Annotated in this window: 25 protein-coding genes and 1 pseudogene; 13 read left to right on the forward strand and 13 right to left on the reverse strand. The window is 70.8% G+C overall.

Features of this window, described 5'->3' with window-relative positions; genetic code table 11:
* Positions 1-3: 3 nt before the first annotated feature.
* The 3 genes from AB0I41_RS02935 to AB0I41_RS02945 are packed head-to-tail and all read right to left on the reverse strand — an operon-like array spanning position 4 to position 1,569.
* Positions 4-387, reverse strand: a complete 384-nt coding sequence (locus AB0I41_RS02935; protein WP_357101142.1) for a hypothetical protein — start codon at positions 385-387, stop codon at positions 4-6.
* Positions 365-886 (reverse strand): hypothetical protein, encoded by a 522-nt coding sequence (locus tag AB0I41_RS02940; RefSeq protein WP_357101144.1) that lies wholly within the window; start codon positions 884-886, stop codon positions 365-367. Before AB0I41_RS02940 ends, AB0I41_RS02935 begins: the two co-directional genes overlap by 23 nt.
* Positions 883-1,569, reverse strand: coding sequence for a hypothetical protein (locus AB0I41_RS02945; protein WP_357101146.1), 687 nt, complete (start codon positions 1,567-1,569; stop codon positions 883-885). The genes AB0I41_RS02940 and AB0I41_RS02945 overlap by 4 nt, the downstream gene beginning before the upstream one ends.
* Positions 1,570-1,725: 156 nt before the next feature.
* On the opposite strand from AB0I41_RS02945, the gene AB0I41_RS02950 reads away from it, so the two are divergent.
* From AB0I41_RS02950 to AB0I41_RS02980, 7 genes are all read left to right on the forward strand, one after another.
* Positions 1,726-4,698 (forward strand): BTAD domain-containing putative transcriptional regulator, encoded by a 2,973-nt coding sequence (locus tag AB0I41_RS02950; protein WP_357101148.1) that lies wholly within the window; start codon positions 1,726-1,728, stop codon positions 4,696-4,698.
* 150 nt (positions 4,699-4,848) lie between these two features.
* On the forward strand, positions 4,849-5,019 hold the full coding sequence (locus AB0I41_RS02955) for an SDR family oxidoreductase (RefSeq protein WP_357101150.1): 171 nt from the start codon (positions 4,849-4,851) through the stop codon (positions 5,017-5,019).
* A 110-nt stretch (positions 5,020-5,129) separates the two neighbouring features.
* Positions 5,130-6,443 (forward strand): AAA domain-containing protein, encoded by a 1,314-nt coding sequence (locus AB0I41_RS02960; RefSeq protein ID WP_357101152.1) that lies wholly within the window; start codon positions 5,130-5,132, stop codon positions 6,441-6,443.
* Positions 6,444-6,530: 87 nt separating this feature from the next.
* A complete protein-coding gene (locus AB0I41_RS02965; protein WP_357101154.1) occupies positions 6,531-6,800 on the forward strand; it encodes a hypothetical protein in 270 nt (89 codons plus the stop codon).
* Positions 6,793-7,407, forward strand: coding sequence for a DUF6879 family protein (locus tag AB0I41_RS02970; protein ID WP_357101156.1), 615 nt, complete (start codon positions 6,793-6,795; stop codon positions 7,405-7,407). The genes AB0I41_RS02965 and AB0I41_RS02970 overlap by 8 nt, the downstream gene beginning before the upstream one ends.
* A 33-nt stretch (positions 7,408-7,440) precedes the next feature.
* Positions 7,441-8,235: a DUF6082 family protein gene (locus AB0I41_RS02975; RefSeq protein ID WP_357101158.1), complete on the forward strand. Its 795-nt coding sequence runs from the start codon at positions 7,441-7,443 to the stop codon at positions 8,233-8,235.
* Between the two features lie 153 nt (positions 8,236-8,388).
* Positions 8,389-8,778 (forward strand): GIY-YIG nuclease family protein, encoded by a 390-nt coding sequence (locus AB0I41_RS02980; protein ID WP_357101160.1) that lies wholly within the window; start codon positions 8,389-8,391, stop codon positions 8,776-8,778.
* Positions 8,779-9,081: 303 nt separating this feature from the next.
* Here the strand turns inward: AB0I41_RS02980 and AB0I41_RS02985 are convergent, their stop codons facing one another.
* From AB0I41_RS02985 to AB0I41_RS03010, 6 genes and pseudogenes are all read right to left on the reverse strand, one after another.
* Positions 9,082-10,470, reverse strand: a complete 1,389-nt coding sequence (locus AB0I41_RS02985) for a S1 family peptidase (protein ID WP_357101162.1) — start codon at positions 10,468-10,470, stop codon at positions 9,082-9,084.
* 62 nt (positions 10,471-10,532) lie between these two features.
* Positions 10,533-11,108, reverse strand: a complete 576-nt coding sequence (locus AB0I41_RS02990; protein ID WP_357101164.1) for a hypothetical protein — start codon at positions 11,106-11,108, stop codon at positions 10,533-10,535.
* Positions 11,109-11,131: 23 nt separating this feature from the next.
* On the reverse strand, positions 11,132-11,266 hold the full coding sequence (locus tag AB0I41_RS02995) for a hypothetical protein (protein ID WP_357101166.1): 135 nt from the start codon (positions 11,264-11,266) through the stop codon (positions 11,132-11,134).
* Positions 11,267-11,421: 155 nt separating this feature from the next.
* Entirely contained in the window at positions 11,422-11,745 is a 324-nt protein-coding gene (locus AB0I41_RS03000) for a GYD domain-containing protein (protein WP_357101168.1), read from the reverse strand.
* A gap of 158 nt (positions 11,746-11,903) precedes the next feature.
* Positions 11,904-12,101 (reverse strand): dihydrofolate reductase family protein, encoded by a 198-nt coding sequence (locus AB0I41_RS03005; protein ID WP_357101170.1) that lies wholly within the window; start codon positions 12,099-12,101, stop codon positions 11,904-11,906.
* A pseudogene (locus tag AB0I41_RS03010) lies at positions 12,089-12,247 on the reverse strand (hypothetical protein); the annotation flags it as partial. The gene AB0I41_RS03005 and the pseudogene AB0I41_RS03010, both read right to left, overlap by 13 nt.
* Positions 12,248-12,299: 52 nt before the next feature.
* Between AB0I41_RS03010 and AB0I41_RS03015 the strand changes: the two are divergent.
* Positions 12,300-12,800 carry a GNAT family N-acetyltransferase gene (locus AB0I41_RS03015; protein WP_357101172.1) on the forward strand — a complete coding sequence of 167 codons (501 nt, stop codon included), beginning with the start codon at positions 12,300-12,302 and terminating at the stop codon, positions 12,798-12,800.
* 44 nt (positions 12,801-12,844) lie between these two features.
* Here the strand turns inward: AB0I41_RS03015 and AB0I41_RS03020 are convergent, their stop codons facing one another.
* Together AB0I41_RS03020 and AB0I41_RS03025 are read right to left on the reverse strand one after the other, a co-directional pair.
* Complete coding sequence (locus tag AB0I41_RS03020; protein ID WP_357101174.1) at positions 12,845-12,976, reverse strand: hypothetical protein; 132 nt, start codon at positions 12,974-12,976, stop codon at positions 12,845-12,847.
* A 7-nt stretch (positions 12,977-12,983) separates the two neighbouring features.
* Positions 12,984-14,513, reverse strand: a complete 1,530-nt coding sequence (locus AB0I41_RS03025; protein ID WP_357101176.1) for an NAD(P)/FAD-dependent oxidoreductase — start codon at positions 14,511-14,513, stop codon at positions 12,984-12,986.
* 224 nt (positions 14,514-14,737) lie between these two features.
* Between AB0I41_RS03025 and AB0I41_RS03030 the strand changes: the two genes are divergently transcribed.
* Positions 14,738-16,024 (forward strand): hypothetical protein, encoded by a 1,287-nt coding sequence (locus AB0I41_RS03030; RefSeq protein WP_357101178.1) that lies wholly within the window; start codon positions 14,738-14,740, stop codon positions 16,022-16,024.
* A 4-nt stretch (positions 16,025-16,028) separates the two neighbouring features.
* Here the strand turns inward: AB0I41_RS03030 and AB0I41_RS03035 are convergent, their stop codons facing one another.
* Positions 16,029-16,721 (reverse strand): hypothetical protein, encoded by a 693-nt coding sequence (locus tag AB0I41_RS03035; RefSeq protein WP_357101180.1) that lies wholly within the window; start codon positions 16,719-16,721, stop codon positions 16,029-16,031.
* A gap of 93 nt (positions 16,722-16,814) precedes the next feature.
* A complete protein-coding gene (locus AB0I41_RS03040; RefSeq protein WP_357101182.1) occupies positions 16,815-17,666 on the reverse strand; it encodes an aldo/keto reductase in 852 nt (283 codons plus the stop codon).
* Positions 17,667-17,923: 257 nt separating this feature from the next.
* Here AB0I41_RS03040 and AB0I41_RS03045 point away from each other — a divergent pair, with 257 nt between their 5' ends.
* Genes AB0I41_RS03045 through AB0I41_RS03060 form a run of 4 tightly spaced genes read left to right on the forward strand, consistent with a single transcriptional unit; the run spans position 17,924 to position 22,631 of the window.
* Positions 17,924-19,558: a vWA domain-containing protein gene (locus AB0I41_RS03045; protein WP_357101184.1), complete on the forward strand. Its 1,635-nt coding sequence runs from the start codon at positions 17,924-17,926 to the stop codon at positions 19,556-19,558.
* Positions 19,555-20,154 (forward strand): hypothetical protein, encoded by a 600-nt coding sequence (locus AB0I41_RS03050; RefSeq protein ID WP_357101186.1) that lies wholly within the window; start codon positions 19,555-19,557, stop codon positions 20,152-20,154. The genes AB0I41_RS03045 and AB0I41_RS03050 overlap by 4 nt, the downstream gene beginning before the upstream one ends.
* A gap of 10 nt (positions 20,155-20,164) precedes the next feature.
* Entirely contained in the window at positions 20,165-21,307 is a 1,143-nt protein-coding gene (locus AB0I41_RS03055) for a hypothetical protein (RefSeq protein ID WP_357101188.1), read from the forward strand.
* A 13-nt stretch (positions 21,308-21,320) separates the two neighbouring features.
* Positions 21,321-22,631, forward strand: a complete 1,311-nt coding sequence (locus AB0I41_RS03060) for a toxic anion resistance protein (RefSeq protein WP_357101190.1) — start codon at positions 21,321-21,323, stop codon at positions 22,629-22,631.
* Positions 22,632-22,742 lie beyond the last annotated feature (111 nt).

Raw genomic sequence — 22,742 nt, forward strand, 5'->3', positions numbered from 1 at the left:
TGCTCAGGTGCGGATGCTGGGGAGGTTGACCCCGCAGGCGCGTTCCACGAACTCGCCCACCTTGACGGTGATCTCCTGAAACTCGTCGGCGGAGACGTGCGAGTGCGGCTCGGACTCGGGGACCAGATCGTCGACGAGTACACGCAGCTCGTCCCGCAGCGCCTCGGGCGAGGACTGCTCCATGGCCCGTGCCGCCGCGAGGCGTTCCTCGCCGGTGACGTGGTCCTGGTTGGCCACCTCGAACGCTTTCGCCTGGACGCAGAAGCTGGCCTTGTCCGGCCACTCCGTCGGCAGGCTCTCCGGCCGGAGCAGCCAGCCCCCGACGGCGACGAGAACGACCGCTGCCGCGCCGACGGCCAGACGCCTAGACGTACTGGTTGACAGCATCGATGTCATGGGTGTCGAGGTACTTGGGCCAGATATCGTCGCGCATGCACGAGTTGTCGTTGCTGTCCGTGCTGCGGTAGCGGTGGCCGAGCCCGCCCGAGTGCCCGAACTCGTGGCACCCCAGGCTCTGCCACTTGGAGGTACTCGCCCCGCTCATCAGCCGGGTGTTGAACTTGATGTCCATGTGGTCGCACTTGCCGTTGAGCCAGTTGCGATCCGTGCACGAGGTCTGCCCGTACCAGGACGAGCTGTAGCTCGCGTCGTAGACGTGCAGGTCGGAGCCACCGGTGCTCATAGTGATGTCGGTCCGGTCCAGCTGCGCCCGGCCGTGCGAGTAGGCCGCCGTCCCGCCGGTGGTCAAACTGTTCGTCTGGACGTCCTGCTGGGCGTTGTCCGGCGGGCCCGCGTTGGCCTTGTTGCCGTGGCTGGCTGCCGCGGGTGACGCCGCGACGGCGATCGTCAGGATCGCGGTGGCGACGGCGATGACGGTGCGCCTCATGCGCCTGGTCCTTCCGTGGAATCGGGCTGCGAGTCGACGGTGTCCGCCGAGCCGAGCAATCCGGCGGCGTAGTCCTGGCTTGCGTTGTAGACGTGGACGGAGAACATGTCGGGCTGGATCGCAGTGATCTGGCCGGCCAGCTGACGCTCGGTGTTGCTCGGGACCAGCGCCCCGTCCTTGCTGAGCACGCGACCATCCGAGCTGGTCAGTGTGTAGGTGTCGGTGCCAAACGAGTGCCGCAGGAAGAAGTAGCCGGTGTCGCCGACCTCGCTCCACGCGACGCCGTTGACGATGTAGCCGCGGCCCTGCGAATCCCAGCCTTCCTCCTCGAGGGTGATGCTCGGCGGAATGGGCTTCAACTTCGGGTTGTGCAGCACGTCGGAGATGGTGATCGTCGCGTTGCGCAGGCGGACCTGGCTGGTAGTGGATCCGTCTTCATCGGCGCCCGTGAAGCGGCCTTCGCCGACCGCGCTCACGGTGCCGTAGACGACCAGATGCGAGGTGGCGACCATGCTGTCGACGCTGCTGAAGAAGTACATCTCCTTACTGTGTGCAACCGATTCGGGCTGCGCGTCGTACTGCACTTCGCGCTCGCCGCCGAATCCGACGGTCAGCGCCAGCCCGGCAGCGGCCGCCAGACCGATGCCGACCAGGCGCAACCGCCGCCCGCTCGTCTGTCTCATGTGGTCTCCTACTCGCGAAAGGGCCTGATCACCCAAGGCTCCTGTTTGCCGCTGTCATATAGTCGACGGATCGCCGACGGGTGGCCGAGGGCCAATGGCCCTAACGGCGGGCCCGGTGAGATCAACGCGGTACGGTTTGGGTACGGGAGCGGCACGATGGCGGGCAATGCGCAGGGCGGTCCGTCCCCATTGAGCAACTACATCCGTGGGCGGCGCCGCCGTGCCGGGCTCAGCCAGGCGGCGCTCGCGGCTTGCGCCGACATCAGCCTCGCCGGGCTGCGCGATGTGGAGCAGGGGCGGGTGCTTCGGCCCCGGCCGGCCACGCTTCGCCGCCTGGCTGCGGCGCTCGGCCTGTCGACGCTGGAGACGGCGGACCTGATTCGCTTCGCTCGCGACGACTCCCACAACTCGCAGGACATGCGGATACAACTGCTCGGGCCACTTCAGATCACCGCTGGACCGGTCATGGTCGACCTCGGCTCGCCCAAGCGGCGCGAACTGCTCGCCCTGCTTGCGCTGTCACCTGGCGTTCCGGTGCCTCGGGACCAGCTCATCGAGCTCTTGTGGGGTACGCGGAACGCGGCGCAGCTCCTGCAGAGTCACGTCTCCCGGCTGCGTGCTCGGCTGGGCGCATACCCGGTGCAGGTCGTCGCGGCCGGTGGCGGCTATCTGCTGGACGTGACCGTGGACCAACTGGATCTGCTGACCTTCCGGCAGATCCTGGCGCGTGCCCGCGGGCTGATGGCGTGTGGTGAGCGGGCGGAGGCCGTGCGACGTTATCGGGAGGCCGCCGCGATGTGGCGCGGCGAGCCGCTGGCCGACCTGCCCGCGCTGCAGGCACATCCGGCCCTGATCGCACTCGGCCGCGAGAGACGTGCCTGCATCATCGAGTATGCCGACGCGGGCGCACCGCACGACGAGACGCTGACGGTGCTGCGCCCGCTCGCCGAAGCCGACCCCTTGGACGAGGCCGTAGGCCTGCGCCTGATGGCGGCGTTGGTCGGCACCGGGCAGCGGGCTGCTGCGCTCGCCGCCTACCATGCGGTGCGCCGCAGGTTGCGCGAGGATCTCGGCGTCGACCCGGCCCCCGAACTGGAAGGGCTCTATCGGGAGCTGCTGGGTGTAACAGCCGATTCGGCGGCGCAAGTCCTGGAACAGCTTCCGCTCGCGCCGCGGGGGTTTTCGGGCCGTGCCGGCAAACTCGCCGGCTTGGACGGGCTGCTGGCCGGCTGGACCGGCGCCACGCCGTTGATCTGCGCGATCTCGGGCATGGCGGGCGTTGGCAAGTCGACGTTGGCCGTCCACTGGGCACACGCGGTCAAGGAGTCGTTTTCCGACGGTCAACTCTACGTCGACCTGCGCGGCTTCGACCCCGCCCGGCCTGCCATGAGCTCAGGTGAGGTGGTGCGGCTGTTCCTGGAGGCGCTGCAACCGAGCGAGCGCATGGCGACGACCCCGCATGCCCAGGTGGCCCGCTATCGCAGCCTGATGGCCGGGCGGCGGATGCTGATCGTGCTGGACAACGCTCGCGACGCCGAGCAGGTGCGGCCGATCCTTCCTGCCGCACCGGGCAGCATGGTGCTGGTGACCAGCCGCGATCAGCTCGCCGGGCTTGCGGCGGCCGAGGGCGCGTACCTGCTCAACCTCGATGTCTTCGCCGTGAACGAGGCGCACGTGTTCCTGGCGTCTCGCCTCGGCACGCAGCGGGTCGCCGCTGAGGGGCAGGCGGCAGCGGAGATCATCGAGCGGTGCGGGAGGCTGCCACTCGCGCTCGCCGTTGTCGCCGCGCGGGCCGCGGCGCGCCCCGGGTTCCTGCTCGCCGCACTCGCCGCGGAGCTACGTGGCGCGCACGCCGTGCTGTCCGCATTGGAGGTCGGCGACCGAGCTGCCGACGTTCGCGGGGCGTTCGCATACTCCTACCTGAACCTCGGCGAGGCGAGTGCCAGGATGTTCCGGCTGCTTGCGCTGCATCCAGGCCCCGAGATCTCAGTGGCCGCCGCCGCTTCTCTCACCGGCATGCCGATGGCGGTCGCGCGCCGGCACCTGCGCGGACTCGCGGGTGCGCACCTTCTGGAGGAGCCGTCGCCCGGTCGGTTCCGCTTCCATGACCTGCTCTGGGCGTACGCGCACGAGCTGGTCCGGGCCTCCGAGAGCGAGATGGAGCAGGCGTCGGCATTGCAGCGCATGTTCGGGCACTACCTGCATGCCGCTGTGAAGGGCTCGCTGCTGCTCGCGCCGCGCCGGGACCGCATCGCGCTCGCTCCCGGTGCGACCGAGGAGCTGTTGGCCGATCATCGGGATGCGCTCGCGTGGTTCGAGGTCGAGTATCCCGTGCTGCTGGCGACTGTCGACATCGCCACCGACCCGTATCGGTGGCAGCTCGGCTGGGCGCTGACCACCTACCAGGACCGGGTGGGTCACTGGCAGGGCTGGGCCGAGGTGCAGGAGAAGGCGCTGCGTGCAGCCGAGCGGTCCCGCGATCGGCTCGGTGTCGCGCACAGCCAACGGGGGTACGGGCGCGCGCTCACCTGGCTGAGGCGTCCGGACGCCGCGCTGGCTGCCCTCCGGCGGGCGATCGAGCTCTTCACCGAGTTCGACGATCCGGCGACGCTCGGTCATCTGGAGCTGGATCTGTCCGATGTATACGAGCAGGACGGCCGCCCGGATCTGGCTCTCGACCACGCTGAGCGGAGCGTCGCGTTCTACGAACGAGTCGGGCACCAGACCGGCCTGGCAAACGCGTTGAACAAGATCTGTGTCCTGCTTGCCGCCGTGGGACGTCATGGAGAAGGTGTCCACTTTGGTGAACGCGCTTTGACGCTCCTGTGCGATCTCGGCGACCGCCGGGGCGAGGCGGCCACTCACGACAGCCTGGGCGTCACCTACCTGCAACTCGGCGAGCACGCACGGGCATTGGCCAGCTTCGACCGCGCTCACCGTCTGTTCGAGGAGATCGGGGACCGTCCGGGGTGCGGGGACGTGCTCCTGCACCTTGGCGACTGCCACCTGTCGGCCGAGTCGAGCGGCGATGCCGAGTCGGCGTGGCTGGCGGCGCTGGCGATCTTCGAGGAGCTGGGTCTCGGGGAGGCGGAAGAGGCGCTCAGGCGACTCGGCATTCCCGCGAAATGAATGGGGTGCGCCGCTTCTGCGATGATCAAGTTTGGTTGGTAGGTCGGCGTGTTGAGCAGCATCCCTCCGGACTTGCCGTCCAGCCCGGTCAGACCGTCAGCCCGGTGCGCCCGCACCTGGAGGACGGGGTGCCGCTGCCCCGCGCGGCCGGTGAGGCCGGGGAATGAACAGCGGCGGGAGTACGTCGAACGCCACTCCCAGAGAATCCCGTTGAGGCGCTACGGGCGGCCGGAGGAAGTGGCCAACGTGGTGGCCTTCCTGCTCAGCGACCAGTCCTCCTACATCACCGGGGAAACCCTGCACGTCGACGGAGGCATCTGAGCTGGCCATCCGCGTCCGGGGGAGGACTCGACGGCGGACGTGAGGTGACCGGAGGATGGTCGTGCCCTGCCGGTAGGGTCCGGGAGACGCCGTGCCGGGAGGTGAGGTCAATGCTGGCTGGGCTGGAGGTGCCGCCCGCGGTCGAGGCGGAGCGGGTGATCACCGCCGTGCTGGCCGACCTGCGCTCCGGCGACCACCGTGGCGTGGTGGTCGACTCGCCGCCCGGCGCCGGAAAGTCGACCCTCGTGGTGCGCGCCGCCGTCGAACTGGCCGCCGCCGGCGAGCCGCTGATCATCATCGCGCAGACCAACGAGCAGGTCGACGATCTCATCGACCGCCTCGCCCGCAAGGCCCCCGAGCTGCGTATCGGCCGGCTCTCCGCCGCCGACTACCGGCCCTCCGACCGCGTGCAGGGCCACGACACGGTACGGGTCGCCGCCAAGGTCGCCGACCTCGGCGGTCCGGCCGTCATCATCGGTACGGCGGCGAAGTGGGCCACCGTCACCGAGGGCTGCTGGCCGTGGGCGATCGTCGACGAGGCGTACCAGATGCGCTCGGACGCCCTGCTGCGCGTGGCCGGCAGGTTCGAGCGGGCGCTGTTCGTCGGCGATCCCGGCCAGCTCGACCCGTTCTCCACCGTCGAGACCGCCCGCTGGACCGGCCTGACCTGGGACCCGATGCAGGCGGCGGTGGCGGTGCTGCTGCGGCACAACCCCGAGCTGCCGGTACACCGCCTGCCCGTGTCGTGGCGGCTGCCCGCGTCGGCGGCGCCGGTGGTCGCCGCGGCGTTCTACCCGTTCACCGGCTTCCGCGCCGGCACCGGGCCCGACGACCGGGCGCTGTCGCTCACCGAACCCGGACCGGGCGACGCGCTCGACGCGGCGGTCGAGCTCGTCGCCGCTACAGGCTGGGCGCTGCACGAACTGCCGGCCCGGCACACTCTGCGTACCGATGCGGAGGCGGCGTCGGCGTGCGCCGCGCTGGCGCTGCGGGTGTTGCGGCGGGGAGCGGTGGTGGTTGCCGAGCACGTTCCGGCCGGCGCGCCGGTCACCGCGGACCGGATCGCCGTCGGGGCCGCGCACCGCGATCAGGTCGCCGCCATCCGCAAGCACCTCGGCGAGGCGGGAGCGGGCATCACCGTCGACACCGCCAACCGGCTCCAGGGCCGCGAGTACGACGTGACGATCGTGCTGCACCCGCTCTCCGGGCGGCGGGACGCGACCGCGTTCCACCTGGAGTCAGGGCGGCTCTGCGTGCTGACCTCCCGCCACCGGCACGCCTGCATCGTGGTGGCCCGGGCAGGCATCGGGGAGCTGCTGGACGCCCACCCGTCGACGGAGCCGGTGCACCTGGACGTGCCGGTCAGGTTCCCGGACGGCTGGGCCGCGAACCAGACAATGCTCGCCCACCTGGGCGGGACGTAGCACCCCTTGAGAAACATTGATGAACGACGCCATGGATGGTGGTGTCCTTGTTAATCTGACCACCATCCACCACGGCGGGAGCAGGCGATGGCCGGACGTTGGGAAGCGGATCCCGGTGCCACGTTCACCAGGCGACTCGGGCGGTCCGCCGCCGAGTTGGGCGAAAGTGGCGGCACGACCACCTGCCCGGACGTCTGGGAGTTGTCCAACGGAGATGTCGCCGTCATCGGCCGTGACCTGACCGAGGCCTACATCGGCCGGCTCCCTGACGGTGTCACGGTCGGGGCGGACGAGCGGCTGGTGATCATCCCGCACAGCATGATCGTCGCGGCCAAGCCGGACATCCCGGATGCGTGACCTGCTCCGCGCCGTGTCCCGCCAGCGCCTGAGCCTCGCTGAGTACGATGCCGACTTCTACGCTGCGGTCGAATCCGTCGATGGGCTCATCCTCAAGACCGAGCGGATCCAGACATTCCGCGAGCCGGGCAGCCCCAGCTGGGAGGCGTTCGCTGCGGGCCGCTGGGACGAGGCGCTGCGGATCGCCGCCGAACCCAATCCTGAGCTGGTGCGATTCTTCGCGCGGCTGGCCGACCTCGGGTCAGGGCTCCAACGGCTGCGCATCGTCGAGCTGCCACTCACTCCGTACCTCATCTGGGAGCTGCACTTTCTCCGTTACCGCGCCGACGCCGGCGAACGGATCCGGGTGCTCGACGCCGGCCTGGTCGCAGGCCTGGAGGCAGAGCACGGCACCGTGCCGGAGCTGCTGCTCGTCGGCCGCCAGGCTGTGTACGAGGTGATTTACGACCCGTCCGGCACACCGGTCGGCGCGGACAAGGTCGTCGACCGCGTGGCGGTCGAGGGATGCCGGGCGCAGGTCACGGCGCTGCTCGAGAAGGCCGAGCCGTTCGAGTCGTTCTTCCGTCGTGAGGTCGACGGGATCAGGCCGCCGGCGTCTCACCTGTAGTAGCCTGCCTCCACCAGCGAGCGTGGAGGCAGGGTGCCCCGACTCCGAGTGGTCTCCGGTCTGGCCCGCCGGTCGGCGACACCGACCGCTCTGCTCCTCGCCGTGCTGCTCGTGCTCGTCGCGGTGCTGTTCTCCCCGGTAGGGCTGCTCTGGATCGGCCAACAGCCGGGATACGACTGGCCGCTGCTCGGCAACGTCGGCCAGACGTACGGCGCGGCCTCGGCGATCCTCGCGGCGCTGGCCCTCATCGGGGTGGTCACCTCACTGACCCTGCAGGCCCGGGAAGCCAAGGCGGCGCGGGAACAGGCGTTGCGGGCGCTGCACACCGACCTGATGAAGATGGCCATCGACGATCCCCGGCTTCTCGAATGCTGGGGGCCGATCGAGGAGTCGACGGATCTCGACTGGTTTCGCAAGCACGTCTACACCAACCTGATCGTCTCCCACTGGCAGCTGATGTGGGAGGTCGACGTGCTCACCGAGCCGCACCTGGAGGTGCTCGCCGACCAGTTCTTCCAGGGGGCGGCGGGTCGTCGGTTCTGGGCCGAGGCGCGCGGGCCACGTATGAAGGCCGAGATCTCGCGGCGAGCCCGCCGGTTCACCGCCGTCGTCGACCGGAGCTACCGTTCGGCCGTCGCGGCTGGGCCCGCAGCGGACACGCTCCGGCAACCCATTTCGGCAGCGACGCCTGCCGCCGCCGGGCCGACGGATGGTCGAGGCGTCCTCTTCGCCGCCGGTGTCCTCCTGGGCGGCGGTGTCGTCCTCCTCGGCCGTCGACTCGCGCGGCGACACACCGACATCTCTGGGCGGCGATCGACTTCAGCCTGATGAACTGGTGACCGCCGGCGATCCGTACCCATGGGTATGCGGACGACAGAGCTGGTCACCTGTCCCTGGACCACGTACGACTGGCTCGGCCCCTCTGAACCGGTGGCGTTTCAGGGGCTGCCGGGAAGCGCTTGTGATCGGTAGCGTCCGGGGATGACCGAGATCGCACATGAGGATCTGCTGACGGGCTTCACCGTCTCTCGCCCGTACACGATGGACGTCGTCGCGGACGCACCCCGCGCGGCCGGCGTGCACGTGGTCGTCGCGGGGGACACGGTCATCTACGTGGGGCAGACCGGGAACCTGCGGGACCGGCTGCGCCAGCACCTGACCGGCAACCGGGCCTCGTCCGTGCTGCACGACCAGGTCGGCCAGCTGCTCGACCGGTCCGGGCCGGTGGCGTCGGCGAGCGACATCGCGAGCTGGCTCGGCCGGTGCATCGTCCGCTGGCGGGAGAGCGACAACCCGCAGGCCGACAAGGAGGCCCTGGTGCTGGCGTTGACGCCGCGCTTCAACCGGCAGGTCCCCAAGCCCCGGTTCTGAGGGCTCACGTCCTATTCGACTCGAAGGTCTACAAGGGGCTCCTGGCGCCACCCCGGAGAATGGCGGCCCGTCAGACGAAGCCCTCCGCGACCAGGTTGACGCCGCCCAGACACCGGCGTCAGCCTGCCGCACCACGGCACTCCACCGAGGATCGGCCGACCACCTAATCCTGCTTTGGGCCGTGCACCGCTGATTCTCAAGGGTCGTGCATCCGGCGTACCGGCAGCGGGCTGGGGCGGAACCGCGGTCGGGTACCGGATCGGCCGCGAGGCGGGCTGCTGAGCGCAGCCCGCCCGTCGGTGCCTAGCTGCCGAGCTTGATGATGCCCGGCAGGGCCAGCTCGGCCAGGTAGGTGTCGGTGAAGTAGTCGTAGCAGTGACCGCTGGTGTTGGTGCTGCCGCCGCTGAGGATGCCCCGGGCGGTGACGGTGCCGTCGCTCTTGATGTTGTAGATCGGCGCGCCGGAGTCGCCGCCCCGGGTGCAGTTGCCGTAGCGGTAGCCCTCCATGGCGTTGCGCAGGGTCGCGCCGTCGGTGTATCGCACAGTCACGTACGTGGAGTGCACGTGGAAGCCGCACATCTCGCCGGTGACCTGGCCGCTGACGCAGTAGGTGTCCCCGACGGAGGAGCGCCTACCCATCCGGCCGGTGACCGCCCGCGAGCTGGTCGACGTGGACGAGCCCTTGTAGACGCGGCCGTAGGAGGTCTGCGTCAGCTTGATGGTGGACGCGTCGCCCGAGTAGTAGGCCTTGCCGTTGACCTTCACCGAACCGGTGGTGTTGTTCCAGTTGTCGGCCGAGACGTAACCGAGGGTCACGTTCCGGTTGTACGCCCAGCCGTTCAGCGAGGTGCAGTGGCCGGCCGTGAGCATGTAGTGCACGCCCTCGTGGGTCCAGGCGAAGGCGGTCGAGCATCCGCCGACCGAGGTGTAGAAGTAGGCCCCGCCGTAGTACGGCGCGGTGTCGTACTGCCGCCCGCTCTTCGGCGACGGCACCGTCATCCCCGGCACCAGCTGGAGGGCGACCCGGTTGGCGCCGTATCGCGCGGCCAGCGCCTCGCGCATCTCCTGCGTCACCGTCGCGGCCTTGATGACGATCCGGTTGTTCACCGGATCGATCGTGGCCGTGCGCAGGTTGGCCGCGCCGACCAACTGGTCGTCGGTAAGGGTGAGCACCTCGTCCTGGGCGGCGGTCAGCTGGTCCATCGTGTAGGGCACCCGCTCCACCATCGGCTCGATGATGACCTCAGCCTTCATCGGGGTGAATGTCCCGCTCTTCGTGCTCGTGGTGGTGGTCGTGAGGGTGCCCTTGTCGGGGTCCGTGCTGGGGGTGTTCGGGTCGTCGGTGATCGTCCCGGTTGACGCCGGCGTGACGGTCATGTCGGCCGACGCGGTGGCGATCGTCTCCGCCGACGCGGTCTGTGACACCGGCACGATGAGCTGGTCGTTTTCCACATAGGGCATCGAGTAGTCGGCCGGGCTCGCATACGCCCGTTCCACCGCGATGTCCAGGGCCTCGGCGTACCCGGGCTGGAGAGTCTGGTCGGATGTCGGCTGGGTGGTCGTCACGGCCACCGCGGTGCTGGTGGCTGGCTGGTCCGTGGTGATCTCGGCGTGGGCTGGCGAGGAGAGCCAGACGGTTCCGGCGACGGCGGTGAGGGTGAGGGCGAGACATCGGCCCACAATCTTGATCATCCGGGCATTGTGTCCGTCCTAAGTGGAATGATCAAGGGTTGAGGCCGCCGTGGTAAGGCAGCTCACCGGTTGCTGGAGCGCTTGCGCTTGGACCGCGGCATCGACACCCGGCTCTCTCGGCTGACGACGCGAGGCTGCGGCCGCCGACGTAGGCGATCCGTCAGCCGGCCCCACCCCATGACGACCAACCCGACCAGCGGGAACGCGAGGATCACGAAACCGACCGCCCCCACCCCGCCCTGGAAACGGCCGCGATGGCCGCTGAGCTGGCCGAAGTCGGTGACGAAGTCGCTCGGATCGGTCCGGCTCACCCAGATCGGGGTGGTGCTGCGCCACGGTAGGCACACCTCCATGCAGGCGACCTCCTGCTCGTGGGTGACGCCGTCGAGCTCGTACCGGAAGAACATGGTGGTGCCCCGGTTCTTCGTCTGCACGTCGTACACGTACGCCTGCGCCGGCCGGCCCCGCTCGCGCAGTTCCTCGGCCCAGCGGTCCTGCTCGTACCCGGTGTGGAACGGGACGTAGAGCAGCGCCGCGCCGGTGATCAGCAGCGCCGGCAGGATGACGGCGGCGTGGTTCAGCCGCCGGCCGAGCCGGGCGAGCCGTCCAGGTGAGCCTGACTGCTCGGTGTGCGTCACGGCCGGCAGGCTACCGGCGGGCGTCAAGCGGCGCGGACGTAGCGCAGCAGCAGCGCCCCGGTGCTGGTTGCCTCGCTGCTGTCGAGCGTGAACAACCGCAGCCCGCCGTCGGACGGCCAGATCCGCTTCCCGCCGCCCAGCACCACCGGGAAATCCACCACAAGTGCACGTCGCGGACAGCGTTGAGGACGTCTTACGGGCCATGCTCCTTGCCGACCGCGACCTACCGGTGTTGCACGTCTACGGCGGCTGATCCTCCAGCGCGGGCGGTCCTGAGCCGAGGGCGCACCGGTCATGGTGAACCCGAGCCGGATCATCGGCCCGGCGGCTCGTACACGACCCTGATCCGGGTCGCCTCGTCGACTTCCTCCGCGGTCAGGATGGGGGTGATCCGCGTCTCCAGACCGCCCGTCACCCGGATGGCGATCGCCATGGCGGCCGCCGTCTCGTGGTTCGGCAACTCGCACACCACGTAGGTGTCGTGCTGCTCGTCGAACCCGAAGTGCAGCGACTCCATCCGGCCGCCGAGGTTCTCGATCATCGCCCGGACGATCTCGGCGCGTTTCGTCCCGCCGTCCTTGCTCAGTCCCCTGAGCCCCTCGACCGTGTAGGACGACTTGAGCAGGAACTTGGCCACGTGGGGATCACCTCTCCGATCCGATGTCCGGCACCCGCCGCCGCGCCGGTTCCCGCTCCCGCGGCGAAGCACGAGCGCGCTGGGACCAGCCGGCTGCCCGCCGCGGGTACCCGTTGCGGCACCGGCTAGTCATCGGCGGCGCCACGATCGGATGAAGCTCAGGTGGGCGGAGCAGCTTCGCTGCCGACCAGCGAGAACGACCGCGGCCCGCCGTCGGAAGGCCAGATCCGCTTCCCGCCGCCCAGCACCACCGGGTCCACCATCAGCCGCAGCTCGTCCACCAGCCCCGCCGCGATCAGCTCCCGCGCCAGCGCCGCGCTGCCGATCAGGTGCAGATCGCCGGTCAGCTCGGCCACCGCCGCCACGGCGTCGCCGGGTGGCAGACGTGCCGCCGGCCGGTGACCGTGCGGCGCACCAGCCCGGCCCGCTCCAGGACCTGCACGTGCTTGAAGGCCGCCGCCAGGGACATCTCCAGCGGCGCGGCCAGCGCCGTGACCCCGCACCGTCGGCGGCGGTTGCTTCAACGGGAACCCACGACGGACGGGGGGACACGGATGACCGAGGTGCGCATCGCGCCGTGGGACGAGGACGACCTGGACCTGCTGCGGCGCCTCAACGCGCCGGAGGTCCGGTACCACACCGGCGGCCCGGAGACCGACAAGGAGGTGCTCGCCCGGCACGAGCGGTACGTGCAGGGGCCGGGCCCCCGCAGCGGCTGCATGTTCACGGTGGCGCTGCCCGACGGGTTGAAGGTCGGCAGCGTCGGCTACTGGGAACGCGTCTGGCACGACGAGCCGGTCTACGAGATGGGCTGGGCGATCCTCCCCGCGTACCAGGGGCGGGGCCTGGCCACCGCGGGCGTCCGTGCCGTGGCGGCCGAGGCCCGTGCCCAGGGCCGGCATCGGTGGGCGCACGCGTACCCGTCGGTGGACCACCCGGCCTCGAACGCGGTCTGCCGCAAGGCCGGCTTCACCCTGCTCGGCGAGACCGACTTCGAGTATCCGCCCGGCCACCTGATGCGCTCCAACGACTGGCGGCTGGACCTGGCGGGGTAGGGCCGGCGCGACGGCCGTGCGGCCGTCGCGCCGGTGGCCGGGGGTCAGCGGGTACGGGGGCGGCGGCTGTGGATCGTCGGGGCGAGCCGGAGCACGGCCAGGCCGGCGATGAGAACCGCCGCGCCCGGCTCGCCCACCCCCGAGGTGTTCCGCCGGCTCGCCGAATGGGTGGACAACTGACGCTCAGTTGACCCCGGTCGGTCGACGGTCCGGGGCAGGGCCGCCGACCGCGCCGACGGTACGCCCCGGCACGGTGGGCGCGTCCCGTCCGGTGCCCCGCCGGCCGTCGCCGTTGTCGCTGCGCTGCTCGTGGTAGTCCTGCTCCACGTTGACCGACCAGACGTCGTGGCCGGCGCCGTGGACGATGTTCTCGGCGGTCAGCATGGCGGTCAGCATCGAGTGGTCCTGGTTGTTGTAGCGGTGCATCCCGTTGCGCCCGACGGGGTGCACGTTGGGCAGCTCCCGGGCCAGCCACGCCCGGATGGTGTCGACGTTGTGCTGGTAGCGGTCGTCGTACACCGGGTAGGCCTTCGGCATCCGCACCACGTATCCGCTCTCCACCGCGCCCGGCCGCACCAGGCCGAGCTGCTCCAGCTCGGCGGTGGCCCGCGCGACGAGGTCGGCGTCGGAGGTCCGCCACGTCTCGTCGTCCTCGAACACGAAGTATTCCAGCCCCAGGCAGGTACGGCCGTCCTTGACCAGGTACGGCGACCAGGAGCCGAAGTTCTGGATCCGGCCCACGTTCACCGCCGGGTCGTGCACGTAGATCCAGTTGTCGGGGAAGGAGAACTCCGCCGGCACCACCAGCGCCACGGTCAGGAAGTCGCGGTAGCGCAGGTCGGCGGCGCAGGCGAGCACCTCGGGCGGGGCGGCCGGCCGCACCGTGGCCACCAGCTCGGAGATCGGCATCGACGAGATGACGTGGTCGGCGGGAAGGCGGCGCTCGCCGTCCGCCCCGTCGACGGTGACCGCCACGGCCCGCCCGTCCTCCCGGTGCACCGCCGTCACCCAGGTGCCGGTGGTGACCTCGCCGCCGCGCCTGCGGACCTCCTCCGTGCAGCGCTCCCACATCATGCCGGGGCCGAACTTCGGGTACTGGAACTCCTCGATCAGGCTGGTCACGTCCTTGCGGTTGCGGCGCGGCAGCAGCGCGTTGACCACCGCCGTCGACAGCGACAGGTTCTTGATCCGCTGGGCGGCCCAGTCGGCCTGCAACTTCTCGGCCGGCATCCCCCAGACCTTCTCCGTGTAGGTCTTGAAGAAGATCGAGTAGAGCCGCCAGCCGAAGCGCGCCGACACCCAGCCCTCGAAGTGCGACTGGTCCTTCGGCGGGCGCAGCCGCGCCCGCGCGTACGAGCCCATGCAGCGGGCCGCCTCCAGGACGCCGAGGTTGCGCAGGGCGTTGCCGGCGTTCAGCGGGTAGTCGTAGAGCGCCCCCCGGTAGAAGATGCGGCTCATCCGGGGCCGGAGCAGGAAGTCCTCGTCGGGCAGGATCTCGTGCCAGAACTCCTCGACCCGGCCCACCTTGGTGAAGAACCGGTGCCCGCCGATGTCGAAGCGCCAGCCGTCCCGCTCGACGGTGCGGCTGATGCCGCCGACCACGTCGTCGGCCTCGAACACCCGCACCGTCGCGCCGTGCCTCAGCAACTCGTAGGCGGCGGTCAGCCCCGCCGGGCCCGCGCCGATGACCACCGTGCCGTGACGCTCGTCCATCCTCACGCCGCTCCCTGCCCTCGGGTCCTGTCGGACAGGCGCGGTTACCCGTTCCCTGCGCTGTCTCACGTCCGCTGCCCCGGAAGCTCCCGATCCGGCCGATCCCGGCGGTGCCGAAGCGGCCGGCAGGTGTCATCGGGCGCAGGCGGGGGATGACCGGCCGGCAGGTGTCGCGGCCCCCGTGGTTCGGCCGCGGTCCGGACCGACCGCCGAGGAAACGCCGCATGATCGACAGACCAGGGAGTACGGCAGCAGACCGGCGCACGTCCGCCGGTCCGCCGGCGCGCTGGGACCGCCTACGCGCCCGGGCGGGCGCGCTGGCCGCCCGGGCGAACGCCCTGGCCGCCCGGACGGGTGCCCTGGCCGGCCGGGTGCCGGACCGCTGGCGGTACGTGCTCACCCTGTTCGTCGGCGCGAAGCTCGTCCTCACCCTGGTCGGATTGATCGCCCTGGCCGTGTCGGACGGGATACCCGGCGTGCCCCCGGCCGACGAGGCCGGCATGCGCGCCGAACAGCAGGCGATCTCGCCGCACCGCTGGATCTCCATGTGGTTCGCCTGGGATGCGCTGATCTACCACCACCTGAGCCGGCTGCCCCTCACCGGCCCCTGGCACGAGTTCGGCTTCCCGCTGTTCTACCCGTTCCTGGGCCGGGCGGTGGCGGTCCCGCTGGGCGGCGACACCGCGCTGGCGCTGCTACTGATCAGCAACGTCGCGTTCCTGCTGCTGCTCTACTACGCCCTGCGGCTGGGCGAGACGCTGCTCGGCGACGACGCCTCGGCGCGCCGGTTCACCCGCTACCTGGTGCTGCTGCCGACCGCGTTCCTGTTCCAGGCGCCGCTGACGGAGTCGCTGTTCCTGTGCCTGGCGCTGGCCGCCTTCTTCTACGCCGAGCGGGGACGATGGGTGACGGTGGGGGTGCTGGGCTACTTCCTCGGGCTCAGCCGCTCGGTGGGGTTCCTGGTGGCCGTCCCGCTCGCCCTGGTCCTGCTGCGCCAACACCGCTACCGGCTGGACCCGCGCAGCCTGCGGGCGTACGTCCGGACCGGCTGGCCGCTGGCGCTGATCCCGGCCGGCTGGCTCACCTTCATGGCGTTCTGCCGGTGGAAGGGTGGGGACTGGTTCGCCTACAAGCACGCCCAGGAGGCGGGCTGGGGCATCCGCGTGCAGAATCCGCTGCCGGTGATCTGGCACGGCCTCGGCAATCCCGGGGACGCCGTACGGGTCGGGTTCGCCGTCGCCGTCCTGGTGGTCGTGGTCGCCGGTTTCCGCCGGATCGGGCTGCCCTACGTCACCTACGCCGTGCTGATGGTGCTGGCGCCGCTGTCGATGGGGTCACCGGTGTACAAGAGCCTGCTGCGCTACCTGCTCGCCGCGTTCCCGGTCGGCCTGGTCCTGGCCCGATGGGCCAGGACCGCCACGGCCGACGCCTGGCTGAGCGCGGCGCTGGCCCTGTTGCAGGGCGCCCTGTTCGTGGTGTGGCTGGCCTACTGGCTGCACTTCATCATCTGAGCGGCTACGTCGCCTCGCGGAACGGTTCGACGGCGGTCGTGTGCAGCCTGGTCAGCAGCTTCGCGGACTTCTCCAGGTCGCCGGCCTCGCCGGCGTTGAGTTCCATGACGTAGCTGCCGCGCGCCACCAGGACGGTGCACAGGTAGGAGGTCTCGTCGCTGACCAGCCGCTCGCACCAGGAGACGGTGTCCGCGTCCGCCGGCACCAGCGGCGCCTTGGGGCGTACGACGGTGGTGGTCGTCACGCCGTCCGGCTCCTGGTAGGTCCGGCACTTCGCCAGCGTCGACTTCAGCTCGTCGATCAACTTGCGCCCCGGCACGGTGAGGTAGCCGACGACGTACTGCCGGACCCAGACCTGCTCGCTGTCCCACTGCCGCTCCCGGTACGCGGTCCGCTTCCGGTCCGACGGGAGGCTGTCGCGGCACGGGTGCGCGAGTTTGAACGCCTCGGTGCTCTCCGATGTGACGTCCGTGACGTCCGGGTGGAGGCCGGTCAGCTCCACCATCGCGGCCTTCACCTGGCCGCGCACCTCGGCGCTCGACTTCGGGGTGGGCCGGGGCGACGGCGGCGGGGTCGGGGCGGCGGAGGTCGGCGCCGACCAGCGTGCCTGCGACGCCCCCTCGGTGGGGCCGCAGGCGGCCGGTCCGACGGCGACCAGCATCGACAAAAGAACTGCGGTGGTACGGCGGCGCAACATCGCGGTGGACGGGGTCCTCTCGTACGCGGAGAAGGGGGCCCGGGTCGGGCCCCCTTCTCTGTTGCGCCGTGGCGCCGCCCCGCGTTACACCGGTCAGCTCGGTACGTAGTCGAACTCGTCCGGGTTCGGGCCCTGCCGACCGGCCTCGCCCCGGTCCAGTCCGCTGATCTGCTCCATCGCCACGGCGTCCAGCGTGAAGTCGAAGATGTGGAAGTTCTCCTCGATCCGCTTCGGGGTGGTCGACTTCGGGAAGACGATGTCGCCGCGCTGCAGGTGCCAGCGCAGCACCACCTGGGCCGGGGTGCGGCCGACCTGCTCGGCGACGTCGACCACGGTCGGGTCGTCGAGCACCCGGCCCTGCGCGATCGGCGACCAGGCCTGGGTGACGATGTTGTGCTGCCGGTCGTACGCGCGGACCTCCTCGTTGCCGAAGTACGGGTGCGCCTCGATCTGGTTGACCGCGGGCACGACGTCCGCCTCGGCGGCCAGCCGCTCCAGGTGCGCCACCTGGAAGTTCGACACGCCGATCGAGCGGGCCCGGCCGTCGCGCCGGAACTCCTCCAGCGCCTGCCAGGTGGAGACGAAGTCGCCGTCGTAGCGGGTGGGCAGCGGCCAGTGGATCAGGAACAGGTCGAGGTAGTCCATCCTCAGCGCGGACAGCGTCGACTCGAACGCCTTGCGGGCGTCGTCCGGCCGGTGGAAGCCGTTGTTGAGCTTGCTGGTCACGAAGACCTCGCCGCGGCCCAGGCCGGCGGTGCGGATCGCCTCGCCGACCTCGGCCTCGTTGCCGTACATCTCGGCGGTGTCGATGTGCCGGTAGCCGACCTCCAGCGCCCGGCCCACGGCCTCGGCGGTGTCCTTCGGCCCGATCTGGAAGACCCCGAAGCCGAGCTGGGGGATCGTGTTGCCGTCGTTGAGGGGGATGTCGGGAATCGTGTTCGCCATCCGGCTCTCTCCCATCGTCAGGGGGCGTCCGGCCGGTGGCCGGAAGCGTTTCCACGGTCCGGCCGGCCGAGCGCCTGTCACGCACCTGTTCTACCCGTTCGTGCCGCGTCGTCACGGGGCGTGGAGGGTGATCTGGGACAACTGCCCCCGACACCTCAAGTTCACCGAACGTTGGCCGTCCCGTTGGTTTGCCGGTGCTACCAACGACCCCGATCGGCCCGAATGTGGGGTCTGTCTTCGACCGACGGAGAAACGGGGTGCAGGTGCGGGCCACGAAGTTCACGGCGCTGGCCGTGATGATGCTGGTGCTGGTCACCGGCTGCACGAACGGGAAGGGCTCCGCCGAGCGGACCGACGCGCCGGCCGCCGGCACGCTGCGGATCGTCGCCGGCAGCGAGCAGGAAAGCGTCGTCACCACCATCGTCAAACCGTGGTGCGCCGCCCGGCACTACACCTGCGACGTGACCTTCAAGGGTTCGGTGGACCAGGCGCGGCTGCTCGCCGCCGGCAGCCGCGACCACGACGCGTACTGGTTCGCCTCCAGTGTCTTCCTTCAGCTGGGCGACCGGGCCAGCGCCCTGCAGGACGTTCGCCCGATGTTCCTCACCCCGGTCGTCTTCGCCGCCTGGCGCTCCGAGATGACCAGACTCGGCTTCGCCGGCCGCTCCGACGTGGCGATCGCCGACATCCTGCGCGCCGTCGAGTCGGGCCGCACCCGGGTCTGGATCACCAACCCCACCCAGTCCAACTCCGGCGCCACCGTGCTGTTCGGCTTCATGAACCACTTCGCCGGCAACGGCCCCGGCACCCCGCTCACCCAGCAGCAGCTCGACTCGCCCGCCGTCGAACAGGGCGTCACCCGGTTCGTCAAGGCGATGGACCAGACCCCGCCGTCGACCGGCACCCTGATGACCGAGTGTCTCGCCCACCCCGACCAGTGCCGGGCCATGTTCACCTACGAGGACCTGGTCATCGAGAAGAACGCCGAACTGGTCAAGGCCGGCCGGGAACCGCTGCTCGTGGCGTACCCCCGGGGTTCCCTGGCGGTCAGCGACGCGCCGCTGGGCTTCCTCCCGCACGACGGCAACGACACCGCCCGCCGGATCCTCACCGAGCTGCAGGACCATCTGCTCTCTGACGCTGACGCCCAGGCCGCGCTGCTCAAGCTCGGCCGCCGGCCCGCCGCCGGGGTCGGACTCAGCCTCGACAAGCCGGACCCGGAGGTGTTCAACCCGGCCTGGGGCATCCAGGGCACCATCAACGAACAGGCCATCCAGTTCCCGGCCGCCCCGGTCATCCAGGCCGCGCTGGACCGCTACCAGACCCGCTACCGCCGTCCCGTCGCCGCCTGGTACTGCCTCGACGGCAGCGGCTCGATGGGGGAGAACGACGGCTGGACCGGCATCCAGGCCGCCGCCGGGCAGATCTTCGACCCCGACCAGGCGGCCCTGAACTTCCTGCAGACCCACCCGCAGGACAGCACCACGGTCAGCATCTTCAACGCCGGCATCACCGGCGGCAGCCCGTGGACCGTCCAGGGCAACGACGGCGCCGCGCTGCGTGACCTCGCCGGCAAGGTCACCGACTACCGTCCCGACGGCGGCACCAACATGTACGCCTGCCTGCAGCGCGCAGCGCAGGACCTCGGCCGGGTGCAGCCCGGGGACCGCAAGCGGCTGGTCGTGCTGATGACCGACGGCCAGTCCGGCGCCCGGGACCGGGACCGGGCGCTCACCGCCCTGAAGGCCGCCGGGGTGCCGGTGGTCGCCATCGCGTTCGGCCGCGACGCCGACCCCCGCCAGTTGCAGGAGGTCGCCGAAGCCACCAACGGCACCTTCGTCCGGCAGGACGACCTGGTGGCGGCGCTGCGGCAGGCGGCGGGGTACAAGTGAGACATCGGCTCGCCGCACCCGTGGCGCTGGCGGCGGCGGTGGCCGCCTTCGCCGGGGTCTTCGCCCTCACCGGCAGCCTGCTCTGGTCGCCGCTGCTCGCCACCGCCATCGCCATCGGGCTCTACTTGATGGTCGACGACCGCACCGCCGCCAGGATCGACAGCGACAGCTACGCCGACGATGCCAACGCCCGGGTCGACGAGGCGCTGCGGGTGCTGCGCGGCATCGAGCGGCTCAGCCGCGACGTCGGCCGCCCCGAGGCCCGCCGCGCCATCCAGGACGCCTGCCGGTACGTCCCGGAGTTGTTCGACCGGGTACGCGACCGCTCACCCGACAGCCTCTACTCCACCGCCGCCCAGGTCGGCGGCCACCTGCGCAGCCTCGACGGCGTCGTCCGGCAGTACCTGGACATCCAGCGGCAGCCGGTGCTCTACCACGACCCCGAGCGGCTGCAACGCGACGGCGAGGTGGCGTTCCGGCGCTTCGCCGACTTCGCCCTGGACAGCGTCCGGCTGGTCAACCAGGGCGAGATCGCGCAGTACACCGCCAACCTGGACACCGTCGCCCCACCGAGCCTGCCCGACCTGGGCCGATGAAGGAGTCACGTTGAGATTGCCGAGCACCCGGTTCCTGATCGGACTGGTCACGGTGATCGTCGTCTGCGTCGCCGCGGCGGTGCTGTGGAAGCGGTCCGCCGACACCCCGCCCGCCGCCGGCCCGCCCACCACGGTCACCTGTGTCGGCGGCTCCGAGAAATCCGAGCTGATGGCGGACGCCGAGGTCCAGCGGATCCTGCGCGAGGCGTACCGGCTGGAGGTCACCTTCCAGCCGCTCGGCTCGTACGACCAGGTGCAGTTGAGCACCGACGAGATCAAGGCCCGCAAGCTGGACTGCCTCTGGCCGTCCAGCGCCAGCGCCCAGGGCGTCTTCGAAGCCCAGCACGCGGGGGCGTTCCCGGACTACCGGGCGGAGAACCTGCTCCAGTCGCCGGAGGTCATCTACGCCGGGCCGCGCGGCACCGACGCGCTGATCCGCAAGGGCATCGTCCAGCGCCGCGGCGAGCGGTACTTCGTGGTGAACATGAAGGGCCTGCTGCTCGACCACGTGGTCAAGCGCGGCACCTGGGAGGCGATCGGCGCGGCCGACCTGCGCGGCCCGATCACCCTGGCCAGCACCGACCCGGCCAAGTCCAACAGCGGCTTCACCCTCGCCCAGCTCCAACTCAACATCATCGCCACCGCCGACGGCTTCTCCGCGCCCAGCCTCGCCCAGGCCCGAAAGGCGCTGCCGACCATGCGCGCCCTGCACGACGCGCAGGGCCTGCAGTCGCGCAGCTCCGACTCCGGGTTCCGGGAGTGGCTCACCCAGGGCGGCGAATTCAAGGCGCCGCTCTACGCCGGCTACGAGAACCAGATCATCCAGCAGGTGGTGCAGAGCGGCGACAACAGCGCCGCCCTGCTGAAGAACGTCCGGGTGCTCTACCCGGACCCGACCATCTACAGCGACCACCCGCTGCTGGCCCTCGACCCGGCCGCCGGCCGGTTCGTCGACGCCATGAAGGACCCGAAGATCCAGGAGATCGCGTGGAAGCGGTACGGGTTCCGCTCCGCCGTGCAGGTCGGCGCGAACGACGTCGCCGACTTCCCCGGCATCGGCCTGGCCGACCAGATCCGCGCCGCGCCCGCGCCCGCCGCCGACGTGACGCTCGCGCTGCTCAGCTGCATGAAGAACGCCACCACCTGCGCGTGAAGGGGACCACCTCATGACCGAGGGACTGCAGATCGACTTCGGCAGCATCGTCGGCGGCCCGGCCGACCCGCCCGCCGGCGCCGCCGACGCCGCCATCACCACCGCCCTGGCGACCAGCGCCGAGCCGGCCACGTTCGCCTGCAAGGACCTGCTCACCCCGGCGCAGCTCGGCCAGGCCCAGCAGGCCGCCCGGCAGCTCTACCCGACGATGCTCACCAACACCGAGGCGCTGGGCAGCTTCGGCAACCAGGCACTCGACCAGGTCAACGCCCAGGTCAGCCGGATCTTCCGGGAGGTCGGCCGGGTCGACATCCCGGAACTGACCGGCATCATGCACGAGATCAACGACCGGATGCGCAGCTTCCGCCGCAAGTACGACCCCAGCGACCCGAAGGTACGCGAGACCTTCACCAAGTTCTCCGACGCCGTCCGCGGCCTGTTCCGCAAGGGCCGCGACCTGCTGGAGATGCTCTTCGAGGAGGCACGCACCGTCGACCAGCAGCTCGACCGGGTCGCCGGGCAGCTCACCGACAAGCAGCTGCAGCTGCGCCGCAACGTGGTGCTCTGCGACGAGCTCTACAAGGCCAACGAGGCGGCCATCGGCCAGCTCGTCGGGGCGATCGCGGTGATGGAGCTGGTCCGCGACGAGGCCCTCGCCGACGCGAAGTCCATCACGGTGACCCCGGGCGCCCCCGACGAGCGGGACCAGCGGGAGCGGCTCTCCGTGGTCACCGAGTTCGTCCAGGCGCTCGAGGTGCGGATCAACGAGTTCCAGCAGCGGCTCTTCGTGGCCTGGTCCACCTCGCCGCAGGTGCGCAACATCCGCACCCTCAACTACGGCCTCGGCCAGCGGCTGGCCCTGCTGATCAACCTGACCATCCCGACGATGAAGCTGACCATCGCCCAGTGGGCGCTGCTGCTGCAGGCCAACCAGGCCGCCGACATGCAGCAGGCGGTCGCCGACGGCGCCAACGACGTGCTCTCGGCGTACGCGGCGGCGTCGCGGACGGCGGTGCCGCAGATCGCCCGGGTGATCCAGACGCCGACCGTGCGCCCGGAGACCATCCTGGAGGTCGCCGAGTCGATCGACGCGCAGGCCCGGGGCATCGAGGAGGCGGTCCGCTACGGCCAGCAGAAGCGGGCCGACGTGGTCGGGGCGATCGTCACCGCCAACCGGTCCATGTCGGAGTCCTCGCAGCGGCTCAGCCGGACCGTGGTGGAGCTGGTCACCCGGGCCAAGGAGCCGCTGGCGCTCCCGGCCGGGCCGCAGCTGCCCTCGGCGGTGCTGGAGCAGGCCCCGGCGGTCGTCCCCGCGCCGCGCTGACCGGTGGTGGGCGGGGCCGGCCCCCCCCCCGGGGGCCCACGCCCGCCGCCCCCGCACGCGGGCGCCCCCCCACGGGGGGGGGCCGACGGGGGGCGGGTGGCCGGCCCGCGC

It is taken from the genome of Micromonospora sp. NPDC050200 (assembly GCF_040656135.1).
Taxonomy (GTDB): Bacteria; Actinomycetota; Actinomycetes; order Mycobacteriales; family Micromonosporaceae; genus Micromonospora.